This is a genomic window from Stenotrophomonas sp. STEN083 (assembly GCF_056759195.1).
Genome location: NZ_JBRRCU010000076.1, coordinates 1 through 17604, shown reverse-complemented (window position 1 = coordinate 17604; position 17604 = coordinate 1). Strand labels below are relative to the sequence as shown.

The following is a 17604-nucleotide window of genomic DNA, read 5'->3' as shown; positions in this document are numbered from 1 at the left end:
CCCCCGCCCGCGCTGGGTGTCGCGGGGCGGTTGTGGCTTCCCTCCGTCGCTCGGGGCGCTCTGCGCGCGCCGCCCGCTGGCCCCCCCCCCCCCCCCCCCCCCCCCCCACTACAGGTGACGCTGCTCCCACAGGACTCTTGACGGCCTTCACTCCCCCGTTCCTGCACAGACCCGCTCACGCCGGTACAATGCCGGGCCATTCCGACGTTGGCCCACCGCATGCGTGGCACCCTCTATATCGTCGCTGCCCCATCCGGGGCCGGCAAAAGCAGCATCGTCAACGCCACTTTGGCGCGTGACCCGCACATTTCGCTGTCGATTTCCTTCACCTCGCGGGCCATGCGCCCGGGCGAAGTGAACGGCAAGCACTACCACTTTGTCCCCGCCGCCGAGTTCGAGCAGATGATTGCCGCCGGCGATTTCTTCGAGCACGCGCTGGTGCATGGCGACTGGAAGGGTACAGCCCGGCAGTCGGTGGAGCCGCAGTTGGCGGCCGGCAAGGACGTGCTGCTGGAAATCGACTGGCAGGGCGCACGTCAGGTACGTGAGAAGGTGCCGGGTGCGGTCAGTGTGTTCATTCTGCCGCCGTCGCGACAGGCGCTGGACGAGCGCATGCGCAAGCGCGGCCAGGACAGTGAGGCGGTGATGGCCCAGCGCCTGGCCGCCGCACGCGAGGAAATGCTGCATTACGACGAGTTCGACTACGTCATCATCAACGAGGATTTCGACACCGCCGTTGGTGAAATGTGCTCGATCTTCGCTGCCAGCCGGCTGCGCTGCGAACCCCAGCAGCGACGCCACGCCGGGCTGATTGCCTCGCTGCTGGCCCCGGAAAACTGAGCAAGTGATTGATCCACAAGGGGCTGTTCAGGCCTTGACTTGATTCCAGGACCGGTCTGCCCCTACAATCCATCCCCTTTCCCTCATTCGATCGAGCGGCCGTTGCAGGTCGCCGGGAGCCCGCATGGCCCGCATTACCGTAGAAGATTGCCTGGAAGTCGTTAACAACCGTTTTGAGCTGGTCATGATGGCGTCCAAGCGCGCCCGTCAGCTGGCCAATGGTGTCCAGGCGACGATCGACAACAGCGAGAGCGAGGACAAGCCGACCGTGTTGGCGCTGCGCGAAATCGCTGCCCGTCGCATCGACAACGAGCTGATCGAGGAAGTCGAGAAGTCCGAGCGCGAACGCATTGAGCGTGAAGCACTGGAATGGGCAGCCGCTGAAGTGGTCGCCGACGAAGACATGTCCAAGAACGACGATTGATCGCCGCTCTGGCATCGATTGATGTTGTCTGCAAACAGCCCGCCAAAAGCGGGCTGTTTGCGTTGTAGGGCGTTGCCGTAGAACGTCCGCTGGCATAGTCTTCTGGCATGAACCCAGGCCCTTCCGCCCAGGTAGCCACGCCCGCGGGCGGGGTGGTACCTGATTACGTACTGCAACTCGAACGCGCAGCCAGCTATCTCCCAACCGAGCAGCTGCCGCTGTTGCGTCGTGCCTGGGAAGTCGGGGCCGCCGCGCACGCTGGTCAGACCCGCAAATCCGGCGAGCCTTACATCACCCATCCGGTGGCAGTGGCGCGCATCCTGGCCGAGCTCGGCCTGGACGTTGAAACCCTGATCGCGGCGATCCTGCACGACACCATCGAAGACACCCCGCTGACCGGCGAAGAACTGGCCGCCGAGTTCGGCCAGGCCGTGGCCGATCTGGTCGAGGGCGTCACCAAGCTGGACAAGCTGAAGTTCCGCGATCGACAGGAAGCGGCGGCGGAGAGCTTCCGCAAGATGCTGCTGGCGATGTCGCGCGACCTGCGCGTGATCATGATCAAGCTGGCCGACCGCCTGCACAACATGCGTACCCTGGGTGCGCAGAGTGCCGAAGCGCGGCGCCGCATCGCCACCGAAACACTGGATATCTACGCGCCCATCGCCCAGCGCCTGGGCATGAACCTGATCAAGTCCGAGCTGCAGAACCTCGGTTTCCGCGCGCTGTATCCGTGGCGCCACGCCATCATCGAAAAACACATCCGCAGCCAGCCGGTGGTGCGCCGCGAGTCGATGGCGCAGGTGGAAGTACAGCTGTCGCAGCGCCTGGCGCGCGAAGGGCTGGAACACCGCTTGATCAGCCGCATCAAAACGCCCTGGAGCATCTACACCAAGATGCGCGAGGAGAACAAAAGCTTCGACCAGGTGATGGATGTGTTCGGCTTCCGCCTGGTGATGCGCAACGTGCCCAACTGTTACCACGCACTGGGCGGCGTGCATGCCGCGTTCAAACCGCTGGACGGGCGCTTCCGCGATTTCATCGCCATTCCCAAGGCCAACGGTTACCAGTCGCTGCACACGGTGCTGTTCGGGCCGTACGGTTCGCCGATCGAAGTGCAGATCCGCACCGAGGAAATGGACCTGATTGCCGAGCGCGGTGTGGCCGCGCATTGGACCTACAAGTTCGGTGGCGACGGCCCCAACAGCGCGCAGAGCAGGGCGCATGCCTGGATCGTGGAACTGATCGATTCGCAGCGCACCGCCGGTTCCTCGCTGGAGTTCCTGGACAACGTCAAGGTCGATCTGTTCCCGGACGAGGTCTACCTGTTCACGCCCAAGGGCAAGATCCTGGCGCTGCCGCGCAACTCGACTGCGCTGGACTTCGCCTATGCCGTGCATACCGACGTGGGCAACCGCGCGGTGGCCTCGCGCGTGGACAAGAAGCTGGTGCCGCTGCGCACGCGCCTGGTCAGCGGCCAGACGGTCGAAATCATCACCGCGCGCTCTGCCTCGCCCAAGCCGCAGTGGCTGGAGTTCGTGGTCAGCAGCAAGGCGCGTACCGCCATCCGTCACCAGCTCAAGCAACTGGAGCACGAGGACGCCGTGCAGCTCGGCCACAGCATGCTCGACCGCGCGTTGGAAGCGATGGACAGCTCGATCGAACGGCTGCCGAAGGGGCGGCTTGACGCCTTCCTCAACGAACACCGTTACCCGCGGCTGGAGGCCTTCCTGGCCGACGTGGCGCTGGGCAACTGGATGCCCACGCAGGCCGCGCAGGCGCTTATGTCGTATGCCGAGCTGCGTGCCAGCGGCGTCACCCACCGTGCCCAGGAGAAGATCCTGATCAACGGTACCGAACGCGGCGTCGTCAGTTTTGCCAACTGTTGTCAGCCGATTCCAGGCGACGACATCATGGGTTACCACACCGCCGGCAAGGGCATCGTCGTGCATCGACTGGATTGCCCGAACCTGGCCGAACTGCGCAAGACGCCGGATCGCTGGGTACCGATTGGCTGGGATACCAGCGTGGTCGGCGACTACGACACCGCACTGGTGGTCGAGGTGGAGAACGGCACCGGCGTGCTGGCGCAGCTGGCAGCCGCCATCGCCCACAGCCATTCCAACATCGAGCGGGTGGATTACCTGGACCGCGATTTCAACGCCGCGGTGCTGTGCTTCAACATCCAGGTCCGCGACCGCAACCACCTGGCCGAGGTAATGCGCCGCCTGCGCCGCCTGCAGGTAGTGCAGTCTGTTCGCCGCCAATAATTCCGGGCCACGCTCGGCAAACGGCGCCCTGATGTAGTGCCGAGCCATGCTCGGCAAGGGCCTTATCGCGAGGGTTGTGGGGGCGGCGTAAGCCGCGAAACTGGCGTGGCTGCGATCTGTTGGGTCATCTGCTTCGCGGCTGACGCCGCTCCTACAAAATCACGTCAGGTTTACCGGTAACGTTCCAGCCGAGCATGACTCGGCTCTGCCTTTATTCCGCTATCCACACAGACTGTGTCCTGTTGCATACACAAGCTGTGGATAAGGCTTCGCAGCCCTTGTGCTGCGTGCCTCTGCAAAGCATGGTGATATTTTGTCCACCAGCTGTGGGCAACCCGGTGGAGTGCCGAGCCATGCTCGGCCAGGGTCTTGCCGGTGCCGGTTTGTGGCAGCGGCGTAAGCCGCGAAGTTGGCGTCCCTGGAACAACGGGTCTGCGCGCGAGCTGCTGGATTCATCAGCTTCGCGGCTTACGCCGCTCCCACAAAAGCAGTAGCGGGTCTAACGACAAGACCACAGCCGAGCATGGCCCGGCTCTACCTATCCACACAGCTTGTGTCCTGCCATCTACACAAGTTGTGGATAAGGCTTCGCAGCCCTTGTGCTGCGGACCTCTGCAAAACATGGTGATATTTTGTCCATCACTTGTGGACAGCTGGAGGTGAGCTCCTAGCGTGTTCTGCGTACCATTGTGCGGATAACCACAAGGCTGTACCCCATGACGACGTTCCCGGAAGACATCTATACCGAACCCACCGCCGATACCAATACGCTGGACAACCTCGGGCCGCTGGCGCCGATGGCCGGCATCTGGATTGGCGAGCGCGGCATGGACGTAAATCCCAAGGCTGATGGACCCGAGCGGCAGGCCTATATCGAACATGTCGAACTGCAGCCGATCGACGCGCAACCCAATGGCCCGCAATTGTTCTATGGGCTGCGTTACCACACGCGCATCCACAAGCCGGGCGAGGTGGAAACGTTCCACGATCAGGTCGGCTACTGGCTGTGGGAGCCGGCGACCGGCACGGTGGTCCAGACGTTGACAATCCCGCGCGGCCAGACCGCGATGGCAGTGGGCAAGGCGGCACCGGATGCGAAGCGCTTCCGCCTGCGTGCGGAGCGTTGCTCGATGACCAATGGCATCAGCTCGAACCCTTTTCTGGAACATGCATTCCGCACCGATAGCTACGAGATCGAAGTCACCATCAATGACGACGGCACGTGGTCGTACGAGCAGGAAACGATGCTGGTCATTCCGGATCGCAGCGAACCCTTCGCGCATACCGACCGCAATACCCTGCGCCGGATCGGCGAGCCAACGCCCAACCCGACCGCACAGGCCGAAGCCGTCGCGTAGTGCCGAGCCATGCTCGGCAGGGGCTTTATCGGCAAAGCAGGCCACTTGTGGGAGCGGCGTCAGCCGCGAAGCTGACATCGCCCGAATCGTGGAGTCGCCTGCAATCTGTCGGATCATCTGCTTCGCGGCTGACGCCGCTCCTGCAAGTGCAGCATGGAACGCTATCCACACAGACTGTGTCCTGCTGCATACACAAGCTGTGGATAAGGCCGCGCAGCCCTTGCACTGCGGACCTCTGCAAAACATGGTGATATTTTGTCCACGGGCTGTGGATGACGCGAATGTAGTGCCGAGCCATGCTCGGCAAGGGCTCTACCGACAGAGCGCCGTAGGAGCGGCGTCAGCCGCGAAGCTGGCGTCGCTGGAATCACAGGCTTGCCTGCAATCTGCTGGGCCATCTGCTTCGCGGCTTACGCCGCTCCTACAAAGCTGCGTTTGGTTTGCCGGGCACGCTATCCACACAGGCTGTGCCCTGTGATGCCCACAAGTTGTGGATAAGCCTTTGCAGGCCTTGTGCTGCATGGCTTTTGGGGTGCTGGTGAAATTTTGATCAACGCCCGCCCAGCCCGGTCAGGCAGCCGCCAAGGTGGCGACGTTACAATGGCCCACCTTTTCCAGACTGGAGCTGTCCATGTCCCGCCAGATCATCAACACCGCCAACGCCCCGGCCGCCATCGGCCCGTACTCGCAGGCCGTGCGCGCCGGCAACACCGTGTATTTCTCCGGGCAGATTCCGCTGGACCCGGCGACCGGCGAAATCGTCGCTGGCGACGTCACCGCGCAGGCCCGTCGTGCCTTCGACAACCTCAAGGCAGTGGCCGAGGAAGCCGGTGGTTCGCTGGACAAGATGGTGCGCCTTGGCCTGTACCTGACCGACCTGGGCGAGTTCGCCAAGGTCAATGCGGTCATGCAGGAGTACTTCCAGGCTCCGTTCCCGGCCCGTTCGACCATCGAAGTGTCGGGCCTGCCGAAGGGCGCCGCGTTCGAAGTCGACGCGATCATGATCATCGACTGATCGGTCGCAGCGTCTATGTGTGACTGCAGATGCCCGGCCAACGCCGGGCATCTGCGTTTCAGCCCGGATGCTGGCGGGTTTCGCTGGGGGTGTGGCCGGTCCAGCGTTTGAACGCGCGGCGGAACTCGCGCGCATCGTTGAAGCCGAGTTGGTTGCCTACCGCAGCAATGCTCAGCTCCGGGTTCTGCAACAGCTCCAGTGCCAGCTCGGCGCGCAGGCGATCATGCACCTCACTGAAACTGGTCTCCTCATCGGCAAGCTGCCGGCGCAGCGTGCGCTCGCTGGAGTGCAGTGCTTGCGCCACATCGCTCATCTGCGGGTTGTCGCGCAGCCGTGTGCGCAGCAGGCGTTCCAGCACCGCTGTGGTCTCACCGCGCATCGCCTGCGTGGCCAATTGCGCGCGGCATAGCGACAAGGCTTGTTGCGAGGTCACCGGGTTGTAGCTGGCAAACGGCAGTTGCATCCAGTGCCGCTCGACCACGATGGCGTTGCGTGGCTGATCGAAGCTGGGTTCGCAGCGAAATACCGCGCGGTACGCATCCAGTTTGGCCGGGGCCGGGTAACTCAGTTCCAGTCGCACCGGACTGAAAGCATCGCCGGCCAGCTCGCGGCCCAGCATCAAGATGCTGGAAAACATTTCCTCGCACAGGAAGGGCAGCAGGTCATGCGCCTGCTCGGGTGCGGTGGCGATGATGGACAGGGTCTCCGGCTTGCTGTCGTCCAGCACCAGATCCATCAGCGGGCCCAGGTTGCGCTGGTAATCCAGGCCGATCTTGACCGCGTCGCCAAAGGTGCGCGCGGTCTTCATCGCAAGCCCGAGCAGGCCGAAGTTGCCGCCGTTCTGGGCACCGCCCATGGCCAGCCCGGCGGCATCGATGGGCAGCGTAGGCAGGGCACGCCGGATCACCTCGTATGCCTGCCGATAGGAAATACGCGTGCGCGGATCGTTGAGCTGCTCGCTGCTCAGGTGTAGGCCGGTCAGCCAGTTTTCAGTGTCCACGCCCAGTTCGCTGCCCAGCAGCAGCAAGCCGCTGAGCATGTTGGTTGGCACGTTGGCGATGGCCAAACGGTCACTGCCTGGATTCCTGCGATGCATTCAAGCCCCTCCAGCTTGTCCGCTTTGCCCCCCCAAGTATGCCGTTCTTGCCCTTCGCGTGAACACTGCCTGAAGGCCAGACTGCGCCGAACATCTGCCACCGTATGGGAGCACGTCATGCAGCGCAGCATCACCTGGGCGGTTTCCGCCACCTTGGCCGTCATGGTCGTCGGCTGCCAGAAGCAGGCCGAGCAGGCACCAAGCGTGGCTGCGGCGGACGGGGCATTTGCGGCCACGCTGCAGGAACGCCTGCTCGACGCCAAGCCCGGCGATGTGATCGATATCCCGGCCGGCCGCCACCAGTTCGAGCGCAGCCTGAGCCTGCGTGCCGACGGGGTGACCATCCGTGGTGCCGGCATGGACCAGACCGTGCTCAGCTTCAAGGGGCAGAAGGCCGGTGCCGAAGGGCTGCTGGTCAATGGCGACAACTTCACCATCGAGAACCTCACCATCGAGGACTCCAAGGGCGACGGGCTGAAGATCAGCGAGTCGGAGAACATCACCATCCGTGGGGTAAAGGTGCAGTGGACCGGCGGCCCCAGCACCAAGAACGGCGCCTATGGCATCTACCCGGTGTTGACCAAGAACGTGCTGATCGAGAACACCATTTCCATCGGTGCCTCCGATGCCGGCATCTACGTCGGCCAGTCCGATGGGGTGATCGTGCGCAACAGCCGTGCCGAGCAGAACGTGGCTGGCATCGAAGTCGAGAACACCCGCAACGCCGATGTGTACGACAACGTCGCCACCGGCAACACCGGCGGCATCTTGGTGTTCAACATGCCGGGCCTATCGCAGCAGGGTGGCAATATCCGCGTGTTCAACAACAAGGTCATCGCCAACAACCACGAGAATTTCGGTGCCAAGGGCACGCCGGTGGCCAGCGTGCCGGCCGGTTCGGGCATCGTCATCAACTCCAACGATGACATCGAGGTGTTCGACAACGAAGTGCGCGACAACGCCACCACCAACATCATCGTCTCCAGTGTGTATTCCACCGGCTACAAAGACAGTAGCGCCTCGCCCAATTTCGACCCGTACCCGGAGCGCATCTACATCCACAACAACACCTTGTCCGGCGGCGGTGATTCGCCCGACGGGCTGGATCTGAAGGCACTGAAGGTAGCGATGTATGGATTGACCGGCAACTTCCCCGACGTGCTGTGGGATGGCTACTACAACAAGGAACGGATGGTGGACGGGGTCAAAGGCGGTCCGCAGATCTGCCTGCGTAACGTCAGTGGCGTGGTCAACGCCGATGGTCCTGGCGGTTACAAGAACCCGAGCAAGGATGCCAAGCCGTTCGAGTGCGATCTGCCGCGTTTGCCGGCCATCGATTTGAAGCGTGGCTGAGGCTTGAGCATGCGCAATCTGATGGTGCGGGTGGTTGTGTTGGTCAGCGCTTTGTTGATGCTGGCTGCCTGCGGCAAACCCGCGGCCGTGCATTTCTTCGAGCAGGGCCAGCCGGCGACGCTGGATGAATGGCATGTGCTGCGCATCCGCGATGGCAAGCTGTTGCTCAATGACGGTGTAGTGCCGTATGACTTGAACACGCCGCTGTTCAGCGATTACGCGCACAAGCTGCGCACTGTGTGGATGCCGAAGGGGCAGGCCGCAGGCTACCAGCCCGAGCATGCCTTCGACTTCCCGGTCGGCACCATTCTCAGCAAGACCTTCTACTATCCGCTGCCGGCCACCGGTGCCGCTGATGGAACGTCGGTGGCGCGCACGCCACCGTCGCAGTCCTCGTTGCATGAAGAGAGCCTGGACCTGTCCAAGGTACGGCTGATAGAAACCCGGTTGCTGGTCCACCGCAAGGAAGGCTGGGTTGCGCTGCCTTATGTCTGGAACCAGGAGCAGACTGCCGCAACCTTGCAGCGCACCGGCGCCAGTGTTGATCTGGAACTGGTCGCCGCGGATGGCTCGCGCGAAGCGTTTGCCTATCAGGTTCCGGACCAGAACCAGTGCGGCGGTTGCCATATCACCGACAACCGTTCGCGCAAGCTGCTGCCTATCGGCCCCAAAGCACGCAACCTCAATCGCGATTTTGACTACCTCGGCGGTCGCGACAATCAGCTCGCGCATATGGTCGAGCTGGGCTATCTGAAAGACCTGCCAGCGTCGGCGCAGCTGCCACGCGCGGCTGACGCCACGGATCCCGCCGCGCCGCTTGATGCGCGAGCTCGCGCTTATCTGGATGTGAACTGCGGGCATTGCCATAGCCGCACTGGTCCAGCCATCACCTCTGGCCTGTGGCTGGATGCGCCAACCCAGGATCAGTTGAAGCTGGGCATGTGCAAGCAGCCGATCGCAGCGGGCAAGGGTACTGGCAACCGCCGCTACGACATCCAGCCGGGTGATGCGGATGCCTCGATCATCGCCTACCGCATGGACAGTGATGATCCAGCGGTGATGATGCCCGAGGTCGGGCGGGCGGTGGTGCACGGCGAAGGCGTGACCTTGATCCGGGAATGGATCAACGCACTGGAAACAAACTGCGACACGGCTGGTGAAGGCCAGCCCGGCAACACGGGCCCGCCGGCGGTCTGACGCCGGCATACACCTCACTGCGTGGGAGAGAACGCGATGCGAGTGAAGCAACGGAATCTGGTAGTTGGGTTGCAGCGGGCCATGGCCGGGCTGATGGTGTTGGGGGCGAGTGCCCCGGCAATGGCGCAGTCGGCGACGGAGGATGCTGCCACCACGCTGGACCGCATCACCGTCACCGCGCAGAGCCGGCAGCAGGAAATACAGGACGTACCAATCGCACTGCAGGTAGTCGACCAGAACCTGCTCAACGACGTGGCCGCCGAGAATCTTGGCGACATCGACTCGCTGGTGCCGGGACTGGTGATCAGTGCGGTTCAGCCGACCCAGCCATCGTTCCGGTTGCGCGGCGTGGAGACCGACGACTTCGGCATCGGTACCGATCCGGCGGTAGGCATTTTCGTCGACGGCGTCTACGGCGGACGTGGCGGCGGCGTGCTGCTGCCCTTCGTCGATGTGGAACGTATCGAAGTGCTCAAGGGGCCGCAGGGCACCTTGTTCGGCCGCAATACCGCTGCCGGCGCGATCTCACTGGTGACCCGGCGCCCGCAGGCCGAAACCGAGGCGCGCGCCACCGTGCGCGTAGGCAACTATGGCAAGAAGTACGCCGATGCGATGTGGAACATCCCGACCGGTGACAACTCGGCATTTCGCTTCAATGCACTGATCAACACCAGTGACGGTTGGTTCCAGGATGGTGCCAGCGGCAAGGATCTGGGCGGCGAGAACGTCTGGGCCACCCGCGCGGCCTGGCAGAGCCGCTTCGGCGACAACACCACCGCCTACATCACCTGGGACCACGAAAGCCTGGACCAGAACGGCCGCGTCACCACCGGCATCGTGCCGTTGCCCGCCTATCCGGCGCGGCCGCCAGTACCGGTGGACCCGGACGACTATCTGGACCCGCGCAAGATCAAGACCTACAGCGATGCCGACAATGCGGAATGGCGCACCTTCGACGGCGTCAGCCTGATCATCGACCACGCGCTGTCCTGGGGCAATTTCACCTCCACCAGCTCCTGGCGCAAATACGACTCCACCAACCACACTGAGGAAGACGGCACCAACCGCTTCGACCTGTATGTGGACTCGAAGAACACCGAGAACAACGAGACCTTCTACCAGGAGTTCAAGTTCTCCGGCAGCAATGAACGCTTCGATTGGGTGGCCGGCGCCAGCTACTTCAACGAGGACGCGCGCCAGACCAGCGAGGTCAACACCAATACCGAGGCGGTGGACAACATCATCCGCAACATGGGCGTGGCCTATCAGCTGGGCATTCCCGATGGCAGCCTGTTCAACTTCACCTCGATGCTGGCGCAGATGAACGGCATTCCGATTTCGCTGGTGGGCGAGAAATGGAACGAGCGCTTCAGCAACACGCTGGACACCACCTCGTACGCCGCCTTCGGTGATGTGATCTGGAAGGCCACCGATCGCCTCAACCTGACCTTTGGCCTGCGGTACACCCGCGACGAAAAAGACTTTACCTGGCTCAACACGCCGCGCAACGCGCCCGGCCTCGAAGCCAAGCTCGGCACGCTGGAGGCGCTGGGCTTCTTCCAGGCGCTGGCTGGCATGGGCATTCCGATCACCCGCGAGCTACTGACCTTCGACATGGCCTTCATCGACCCGCCGGCGATGGTCAACAAGGGCAAGCTGGTGCGCGACAAGAAGAGCTGGAGTGACTGGAGCCCGCGCTTTGTCGTCGATTACCACCTCAATGACGACACCATGGTGTTCGGCTCGCTGGCCAAGGGTTACAAGGCCGGTGGCTTCAACGCGCTGCAGATCGGGCCTGCGTTCGAGAACGAGGACGTGTGGAATCTGGAAATCGGCCTGAAGCAGAGCTTCGACCGCTTCTCCTACAACGTGTCCGTCTTCCACTACCAGTACGACAACCGCCAGGCGATCCGCCTGATCGATCCGGATCCGAACAATCCGGTCGACATCCCGGTCTATGTATTCGACACCAGCGACCTGCAGGCCACTGGCTTGGACTTCGACATGCGCTGGAAGGTCACCGATGGTCTGACCCTGGATGCGGCGGCCGAGTGGATAGATTCCAAGTACAAGAATTACGTGACCCCGGAAGGCGTGGATCTTGACGGTGCACCAACCGGCGAACCGCGCTTCACGGCCTCGGCTGGCGCGGTCTACGTCGCCGATCTTGGCAGCAACGGTCAGTTGCGCTTCTCGCTGCGCCACGCCTACCGTGGCGCGCAGCGCTGCAACGCGGGTTCCGACCTGCAGGGTGACTGCGGCATCAGCAAGGTGCTCAACATCGGCGAATCACAGCAGCGCACCGACGTGCGCATCGGCTGGACCTCGCCGCTGAAGCACTGGAACTGGGCGGTGTACGCCAACAACGTGTTCGACAAGCAGTACGTCCGCGGCCTGAACACCTACGGACGCGATCCCCTCGGCGTAGTCGGCGCAACCATCACCGACCCTCGCACCTACGGGCTGGAGATGACAGTGAAGTTCTAAAAATGTTGCCTGCGCAAAAGGCTCCCCTCTCCCGCTTGCGGGAGAGGGGTTGGGGGTGAGGGCCTATTAGCCACGTACATTTACCGCACGAAGGCGCCAATCGACACAGCAAACCAACACTTGGGGAGTAGGAAACCCCGGCGTCCAACCACGCCGGGGTTTCTGTTTGCAGCGCATGACGGCATCCTTATGCAATGTCTGCACGCCGTGACCTCGCCACCCTCGATCTTTCCACCGAACCACTGAGCCGCCTGGCCGGGGTCGGGCCAAGGGTGGCAGCCAAGCTGGAAGCGCGTGGCCTGACCAGCTTGCAGGACCTGTGGCTGCACCTGCCGCTGCGTTACGAGGACCGCACCACGCTGTTGCCGATCCGCGCATTGAAGGCCGGCATGGCCGCGCAGGTGGAGGGCAGGGTGGAGGCAGTGGAACGTGGCTTCCGTTACCGGCCGGTGCTGCGGGTGGCGATCAGCGACGACTCCGGCGCCACCCTGGTGCTGCGCTTTTTCCACTTTCGTGCCGCGCAGGTGTCGCAGTTCGCTGTAGGCCGTCGTCTGCGCGCCTATGGCACACCGCGCGCGGGCCAGAACGGGCTGGAGATCGTGCATCCCAGCTATCACCTGCTCGGTGACGGCGAAGACGCCGCGTTGGGTGCGGTGCTGGACCCGGTGTACCCGGCGGTGGAGGGCATTGGCCCGGCCAGCCTGCGCAAGTTGATCGGGCAGGCGCTGGATCGCCTGCCTGATGCGGTGGTGTTGGAATTGCTGCCGCCGGCCCTGCTTGCCGGCATGGGTCTGCCTTCATTGCGCGAAGCGATGCTGACCATGCACCGGCCGCCGGCCGATGCCGATGTTGGCGCGTTGGGTGCGGGGACGCATCCGGCGCAGCGGCGCTTGGCAATGGAAGAATTGCTGGCCCACCACCTCAGTCTGCGCCGTCAGCGCATCGCCCTGCAGCAGCATCGCGCGCCATCGCTGCGCGGCCGCGATGGTCTGGTCAAGGCACTGCGTGACTCCTTGCCGTTCAAACTGACCGGTGCGCAGCAGCGTGTCTTCGACGAGATCCGCAAAGATCTGGCGCGTGCGCATCCGATGCTGCGGCTGGTGCAGGGCGACGTCGGTTCGGGCAAGACCGTGGTTGCCGCCTTGGCGGCGATGCTGGCGGTGGAGCGCGGCAAGCAAGTTGCGCTGGCCGCGCCGACCGAGCTGTTGGCCGAGCAGCACCTGACAAATCTGCGCAACTGGCTGGAACCGCTGGATGTGCGCGTGGCCTGGCTGGCCGGCAAGGTGACCGGCAAGGCCCGCGCCAAGGTGCTCGAGGACGTTGCCAGCGGCCATGCACAGGTAGTGGTAGGCACCCATGCGCTGATGCAGGACAGTGTGGTCTTCAACGATCTGGCACTGGCCATCGTCGATGAGCAGCACCGCTTCGGCGTGCACCAGCGGCTGGCCCTGCGCGACAAGGGCGCAACCGCCGGTGTGGTGCCGCATCAGTTGGTCATGACCGCCACCCCGATCCCGCGCACCTTGGCGATGGCGGCGTATTCGGATCTGGATGTGTCGGCCATCGACGAACTGCCGCCCGGGCGCACGCCGGTGCAGACTGTCGCTTTCAGCGCTGAGCGTCGTCCGGAACTGGTTGAACGTATCCGTTTGGCCTGCCAGCAGGGGCGGCAGGTGTATTGGGTCTGCACGTTGATCGAGGAAAGTGAAGAAGATGCCGGCCCCGGCAATGCACGCATGGATGCGCAGGCGGCACAGACCACCTTCGAGGCGCTGTCGGCGCAGCTGCCGGAATTGCGCATTGGTCTGGTCCATGGGCGAATGAAGGCTGCGGAAAAGCAGGCGGCGATGCGCGCCTTCAAAGAAGCCGAAACCGATCTACTGGTCGCCACCACCGTCATCGAGGTTGGCGTCGATGTGCCAAACGCCTCGTTGATGATCATCGAGAACGCCGAGCGTCTGGGTCTGGCTCAGCTGCATCAGCTGCGCGGCCGCGTCGGCCGTGGCGCTACCGCGTCGAGCTGTGTGTTGATGTACCAGGCGCCGTTGTCGGCGATGGCACGTGAGCGTCTGGAGACCATGCGGCTCACCTCCGATGGTTTCCTGATCGCCGAGAAGGATCTGGAGCTGCGCGGTCCGGGCGAACTGCTGGGCACCCGTCAGACCGGTCTGGCTGCTTTCCGCGTCGCCGATCTGGCGCGTGATGCGGGCCTGCTGCCGACGGTGCACGATCTTGCCGAACGCCTGCTCAGCGACGCGCCGGATCTGGCCGATCGCATCGTCAACCGCTGGATCGGTGGCGCCGTGCGCTACGCATCGGCCTGATTGCGTGCTTCCACTGTCATGGAGGCCGTGACAGACTCCATGGCCAACCAGAAGTGAAGCAGAAGATGAGCAAGAAGATACCGTTGCTGATTGATACTGATCCGGGCGTGGACGACGCGCTGGCACTGCTGATGGCCTTTGCCGATGAGCGCCACGATGTGGTCGCGTTGACGGTGGCAGCGGGCAATGTCGGCCTTGAATACACCGTGCGCAATGCGCTGAAGCTGTGCGAAGTGGCTGGCCGCGAAGACGTGCCGGTGTTCGCGGGTACTCCCGATCCGCTGGTGTACCCGGCCGAAGACGCCGCGCATGTGCATGGCCGCGACGGTTTTGGCGATGTCGACCTGCCGTTGACTGCACGCAAGGTGGAAGCCGAGCACGCCGCATTGGCGATCCTGCGTCTATCGCACCAATATGCAGGCGAGCTGCTGCTGGTCGCGTTGGGTCCGTTGACCAATATCGCGCTCGCCTTGAAGCTTGACCCCAGCCTGCCGCAGCGCGTGAAGCGTTTTGTGGTGATGGGCGGTGCAATCACTGGTCATGGCAACATCACTCCGGCAGCCGAGTTCAATATCGCCTTCGATCCGGAAGCGGCGCACATCGTGTTCACCTCGTTCCCGTTCATCGAAGTCGCCGATTGGGAAGCCACCATCGCCCACGGCCTGATGCATCGCGATGTCGAGCAGTGGCTGGCAGCAGACACCGACAAAGCGCGCTTCTACGAGTTGATCTCGCGTCAGACCCGGTTGTGGTCGGAAGACAGCCGTGGTGAGCGCTGGTACGCCGCCGATGCGCTGGCGATGGCGTGGGCATTGCAGCCGGAAGGCGGCACCGTGGTTAAACAGCGGCCGCTGTCGATCGAATTGACCGGCACCCGCAGCCGCGGCGCTACCATCGTGGATTGGAACCGCCAGACTGGTGCGCCGGACAATACGGCGTTGCTGATCGGCTATGACCAGGCCCGCTTCGAGGCCCAGGTGCGCGGCGCGCTGCTCGGCCAGTAACCGTCCGCGTAAGTGGTTCAGCAGACACGACTTGCCTGGCGTGGCAGGTCGTGTCTATAATGGCGGTCTTGACCACCAGACAATACGGTGTGAGCCCCATGAAGGCCGATATCCATCCTGATTACCACAACGTCGTTTTCCACGACGTGACCTCTGATTTCAAGTTCCTGACCCGTTCGACCATGTCCTCGAAGGATACGGTCAAGTGGGAAGACGGCGAAGAATATCCGCTCGTCAAGGTTGAAATTTCCTCGGCTTCGCACCCGTTCTACACGGGCAAGCACAAGGTTATCGACACCAGCGGCCGCATCGACAAGTTCCAGAAGCGCTACGCGCGCTAATCGAACTGTTGTTGCTGCACAGACAACGGCCGCGCTCTGCGCGGCCGTTGTTTTGTCTTGCTTGCCGTACAGCTGAACCATTGCAGAATCTGGCCGTTGTGCCAGCGCGATGCTGTGTCGCGTGGAAACTCCGGCTATAAGACTTTTGTCTTCGCAATCTGCAAATGCTGCTGTGCGATAATCGTTGGAACCGCCGTGGAAAACTGCGGAATTCCTTCACGCGCCTGCCCGCACCCCATTCGTCAGGACAGGCGCCTTCCACTTGAGGAGCGCACACTGTGTCCGATCTTGATCAGGTCACGCTCAACGCCGGCGATACGTCGGTCGTTCTGCCTGTCGTCAAACCCGTGCTGGGCAATAACTGCGTCGATATCTCGAAGCTGACCAAGGAAACCGGTCTCTTCACCTACGACTCGGGCTATACCGCCACTGCAAGCTGCAAGTCGGCCATCACCTACATCGATGGCGACAAGGGCGTGTTGTTGTATCGCGGCTATCCGATCGAACAGCTGGCTGCCAAGTCCAGCTTCGTCGAAGTGGCTTACCTGCTGATCAATGGCGATCGTCCGAGCGCCGAGCAGCTGAAGGCTTTCGAAGCCGAACTGACCGCTGAAGCCGGCGTTGATGATTCCATCAACACCCTGATCGGCAGCTTCGCCAAGGACGCGCATCCGATGGCGATCCTGGCTGCCTCGATCGCGCAGCTGTCGGCCAAGTACCACGCTTCGCTGGATCTGGACGACGCCGAACAGCGCCGCCAGGCAGCAGTACGTCTGATCGCCAAGGTTCCGACCTTGTCGGCACTGATCTACCGTCACGGCGCTGGCCTGCCGGCCAACAAGCCGGATACCTCGCTGGACTACGTCAGCCGCTTCCTGAAGCAGACCTTCGAGTCGGCTGATGGCAAGTACGATCTGAACAAGGACGTGGTCAAGGCACTGGACCTGCTGTTCATCCTGCATGCCGATCACGAGCAGAACGCCTCGACCTCGACCGTGCGTCTGGTCGGTTCCACCGGCGCCAACCCGTATGCTTCGGTCGCCGCAGGCGTCACCGCACTGTGGGGCCCGGCACATGGCGGCGCCAACGAAGCCGTGCTGAAGATGCTGGAAGAGATCGGTTCGGCCGACAACGTCGAGTCCGCCGTGGTCAAGGCCAAGGACAAGACCTCGGGCTTCCGCCTGATGGGCTTTGGCCACCGCGTGTACAAGAACTTCGACCCGCGCGCCAAGGTGATCGGCGAGATGACCAAGCAGGTGCTGGGCCAGCTCGGCGTGCAGGATCCGTTGCTGGACGTTGCCATCAAGCTGGAACAGGCTGCGCTGCAGGACGAGTACTTCGTCGCCCGCAAGCTCTACCCGAACGTCGACTTCTACAGCGGCATCATCTACAAGGCGCTGAACATCCCGACCGAGATGTTCACGGTCATGTTCGCGCTGGGCCGCACCGCTGGTTGGGTGTCGCATTGGCTGGAGCAGCAGGTTGATCCGGAAATGAAGATCGGCCGTCCGCGCCAGGTCTACACCGGCCACGACGTGCGCGACTACAAGTAATGGCAACGGCGCAGCAATGCGCCGCTTCCATCACGATGAGAACCCCGCTTCGGCGGGGTTTTTTTGTTTGTGCGCCACTCCCATAAGAGCAGGGATGCCGGGTAGCGCCGAGCCATGATCGGCAGGGGCCTTACCGGTGAAGCCTTTGCCGAGCACGGCTCGGCACTACCGCTTCCTCCCTTTGCCGCAGGCAAGGGGAGGGTTGGGGAGGGGGTGGCTCTTCGGCCTTTCACGCATTGCCAGCTTCGCGGCTCGCGCCGCTCCCACAAGCGCGATAGGTGTCCAGTAGTGGGGGGGGGGCAGGCGAGCGGGCCCATCCGCGGAAGGCACAGCAGCCGGCAGGAG

The 17604-nt window shown here is 63.1% G+C and carries 13 protein-coding genes; 12 read left to right on the top strand and 1 reads right to left on the bottom strand.

Annotation, left to right across the window (positions count from 1 at the left end; all coding sequences use genetic code 11):
* Positions 1 to 219: 219 nt before the first annotated feature.
* The 5 genes from gmk (at position 220) to ACVOK8_RS17075 (ending at position 5904) form a co-directional block, all read left to right on the top strand.
* A complete protein-coding gene (gmk, locus tag ACVOK8_RS17095) occupies positions 220 to 840 on the top strand; it encodes a guanylate kinase (protein ID WP_481567871.1) in 621 nt (206 codons plus the stop codon).
* A gap of 124 nt (positions 841 to 964) precedes the next feature.
* Positions 965 to 1264 carry a DNA-directed RNA polymerase subunit omega gene (gene rpoZ / locus ACVOK8_RS17090; RefSeq protein ID WP_282271463.1) on the top strand — a complete coding sequence of 100 codons (300 nt, stop codon included), beginning with the start codon at positions 965 to 967 and terminating at the stop codon, positions 1262 to 1264.
* A 107-nt stretch (positions 1265 to 1371) separates the two neighbouring features.
* Complete coding sequence (locus ACVOK8_RS17085; protein WP_481567870.1) at positions 1372 to 3531, top strand: RelA/SpoT family protein; 2160 nt, start codon at positions 1372 to 1374, stop codon at positions 3529 to 3531.
* A 716-nt stretch (positions 3532 to 4247) separates the two neighbouring features.
* Positions 4248 to 4889, top strand: coding sequence for an FABP family protein (locus ACVOK8_RS17080; RefSeq protein WP_481567869.1), 642 nt, complete (start codon positions 4248 to 4250; stop codon positions 4887 to 4889).
* 631 nt (positions 4890 to 5520) lie between these two features.
* Complete coding sequence (locus ACVOK8_RS17075) at positions 5521 to 5904, top strand: RidA family protein (protein ID WP_057629049.1); 384 nt, start codon at positions 5521 to 5523, stop codon at positions 5902 to 5904.
* A gap of 58 nt (positions 5905 to 5962) precedes the next feature.
* Here the strand turns inward: ACVOK8_RS17075 and ACVOK8_RS17070 are convergent, their stop codons facing one another.
* Complete coding sequence (locus ACVOK8_RS17070; protein ID WP_481567868.1) at positions 5963 to 7000, bottom strand: AraC family transcriptional regulator; 1038 nt, start codon at positions 6998 to 7000, stop codon at positions 5963 to 5965.
* Between the two features lie 117 nt (positions 7001 to 7117).
* Here ACVOK8_RS17070 and ACVOK8_RS17065 point away from each other — a divergent pair, with 117 nt between their 5' ends.
* The 7 genes from ACVOK8_RS17065 (at position 7118) to ACVOK8_RS17035 (ending at position 17259) form a co-directional block, all read left to right on the top strand.
* Positions 7118 to 8353: a parallel beta-helix domain-containing protein gene (locus tag ACVOK8_RS17065; protein WP_481567867.1), complete on the top strand. Its 1236-nt coding sequence runs from the start codon at positions 7118 to 7120 to the stop codon at positions 8351 to 8353.
* 9 nt (positions 8354 to 8362) lie between these two features.
* Positions 8363 to 9550, top strand: coding sequence for an SO2930 family diheme c-type cytochrome (locus tag ACVOK8_RS17060; protein WP_481567866.1), 1188 nt, complete (start codon positions 8363 to 8365; stop codon positions 9548 to 9550).
* A gap of 81 nt (positions 9551 to 9631) precedes the next feature.
* Positions 9632 to 12037 carry a TonB-dependent receptor gene (locus ACVOK8_RS17055; protein WP_481567865.1) on the top strand — a complete coding sequence of 802 codons (2406 nt, stop codon included), beginning with the start codon at positions 9632 to 9634 and terminating at the stop codon, positions 12035 to 12037.
* 194 nt (positions 12038 to 12231) lie between these two features.
* On the top strand, positions 12232 to 14361 hold the full coding sequence (gene recG / locus ACVOK8_RS17050) for an ATP-dependent DNA helicase RecG (RefSeq protein WP_481567864.1): 2130 nt from the start codon (positions 12232 to 12234) through the stop codon (positions 14359 to 14361).
* A 65-nt stretch (positions 14362 to 14426) separates the two neighbouring features.
* Positions 14427 to 15365, top strand: coding sequence for a nucleoside hydrolase (locus ACVOK8_RS17045; protein WP_481567863.1), 939 nt, complete (start codon positions 14427 to 14429; stop codon positions 15363 to 15365).
* A 98-nt stretch (positions 15366 to 15463) separates the two neighbouring features.
* Complete coding sequence (locus ACVOK8_RS17040) at positions 15464 to 15706, top strand: type B 50S ribosomal protein L31 (protein ID WP_057629116.1); 243 nt, start codon at positions 15464 to 15466, stop codon at positions 15704 to 15706.
* Positions 15707 to 15984: 278 nt separating this feature from the next.
* Positions 15985 to 17259: a citrate synthase gene (locus tag ACVOK8_RS17035; protein WP_481516569.1), complete on the top strand. Its 1275-nt coding sequence runs from the start codon at positions 15985 to 15987 to the stop codon at positions 17257 to 17259.
* The last annotated feature ends 345 nt before the right edge of the window (positions 17260 to 17604 follow it).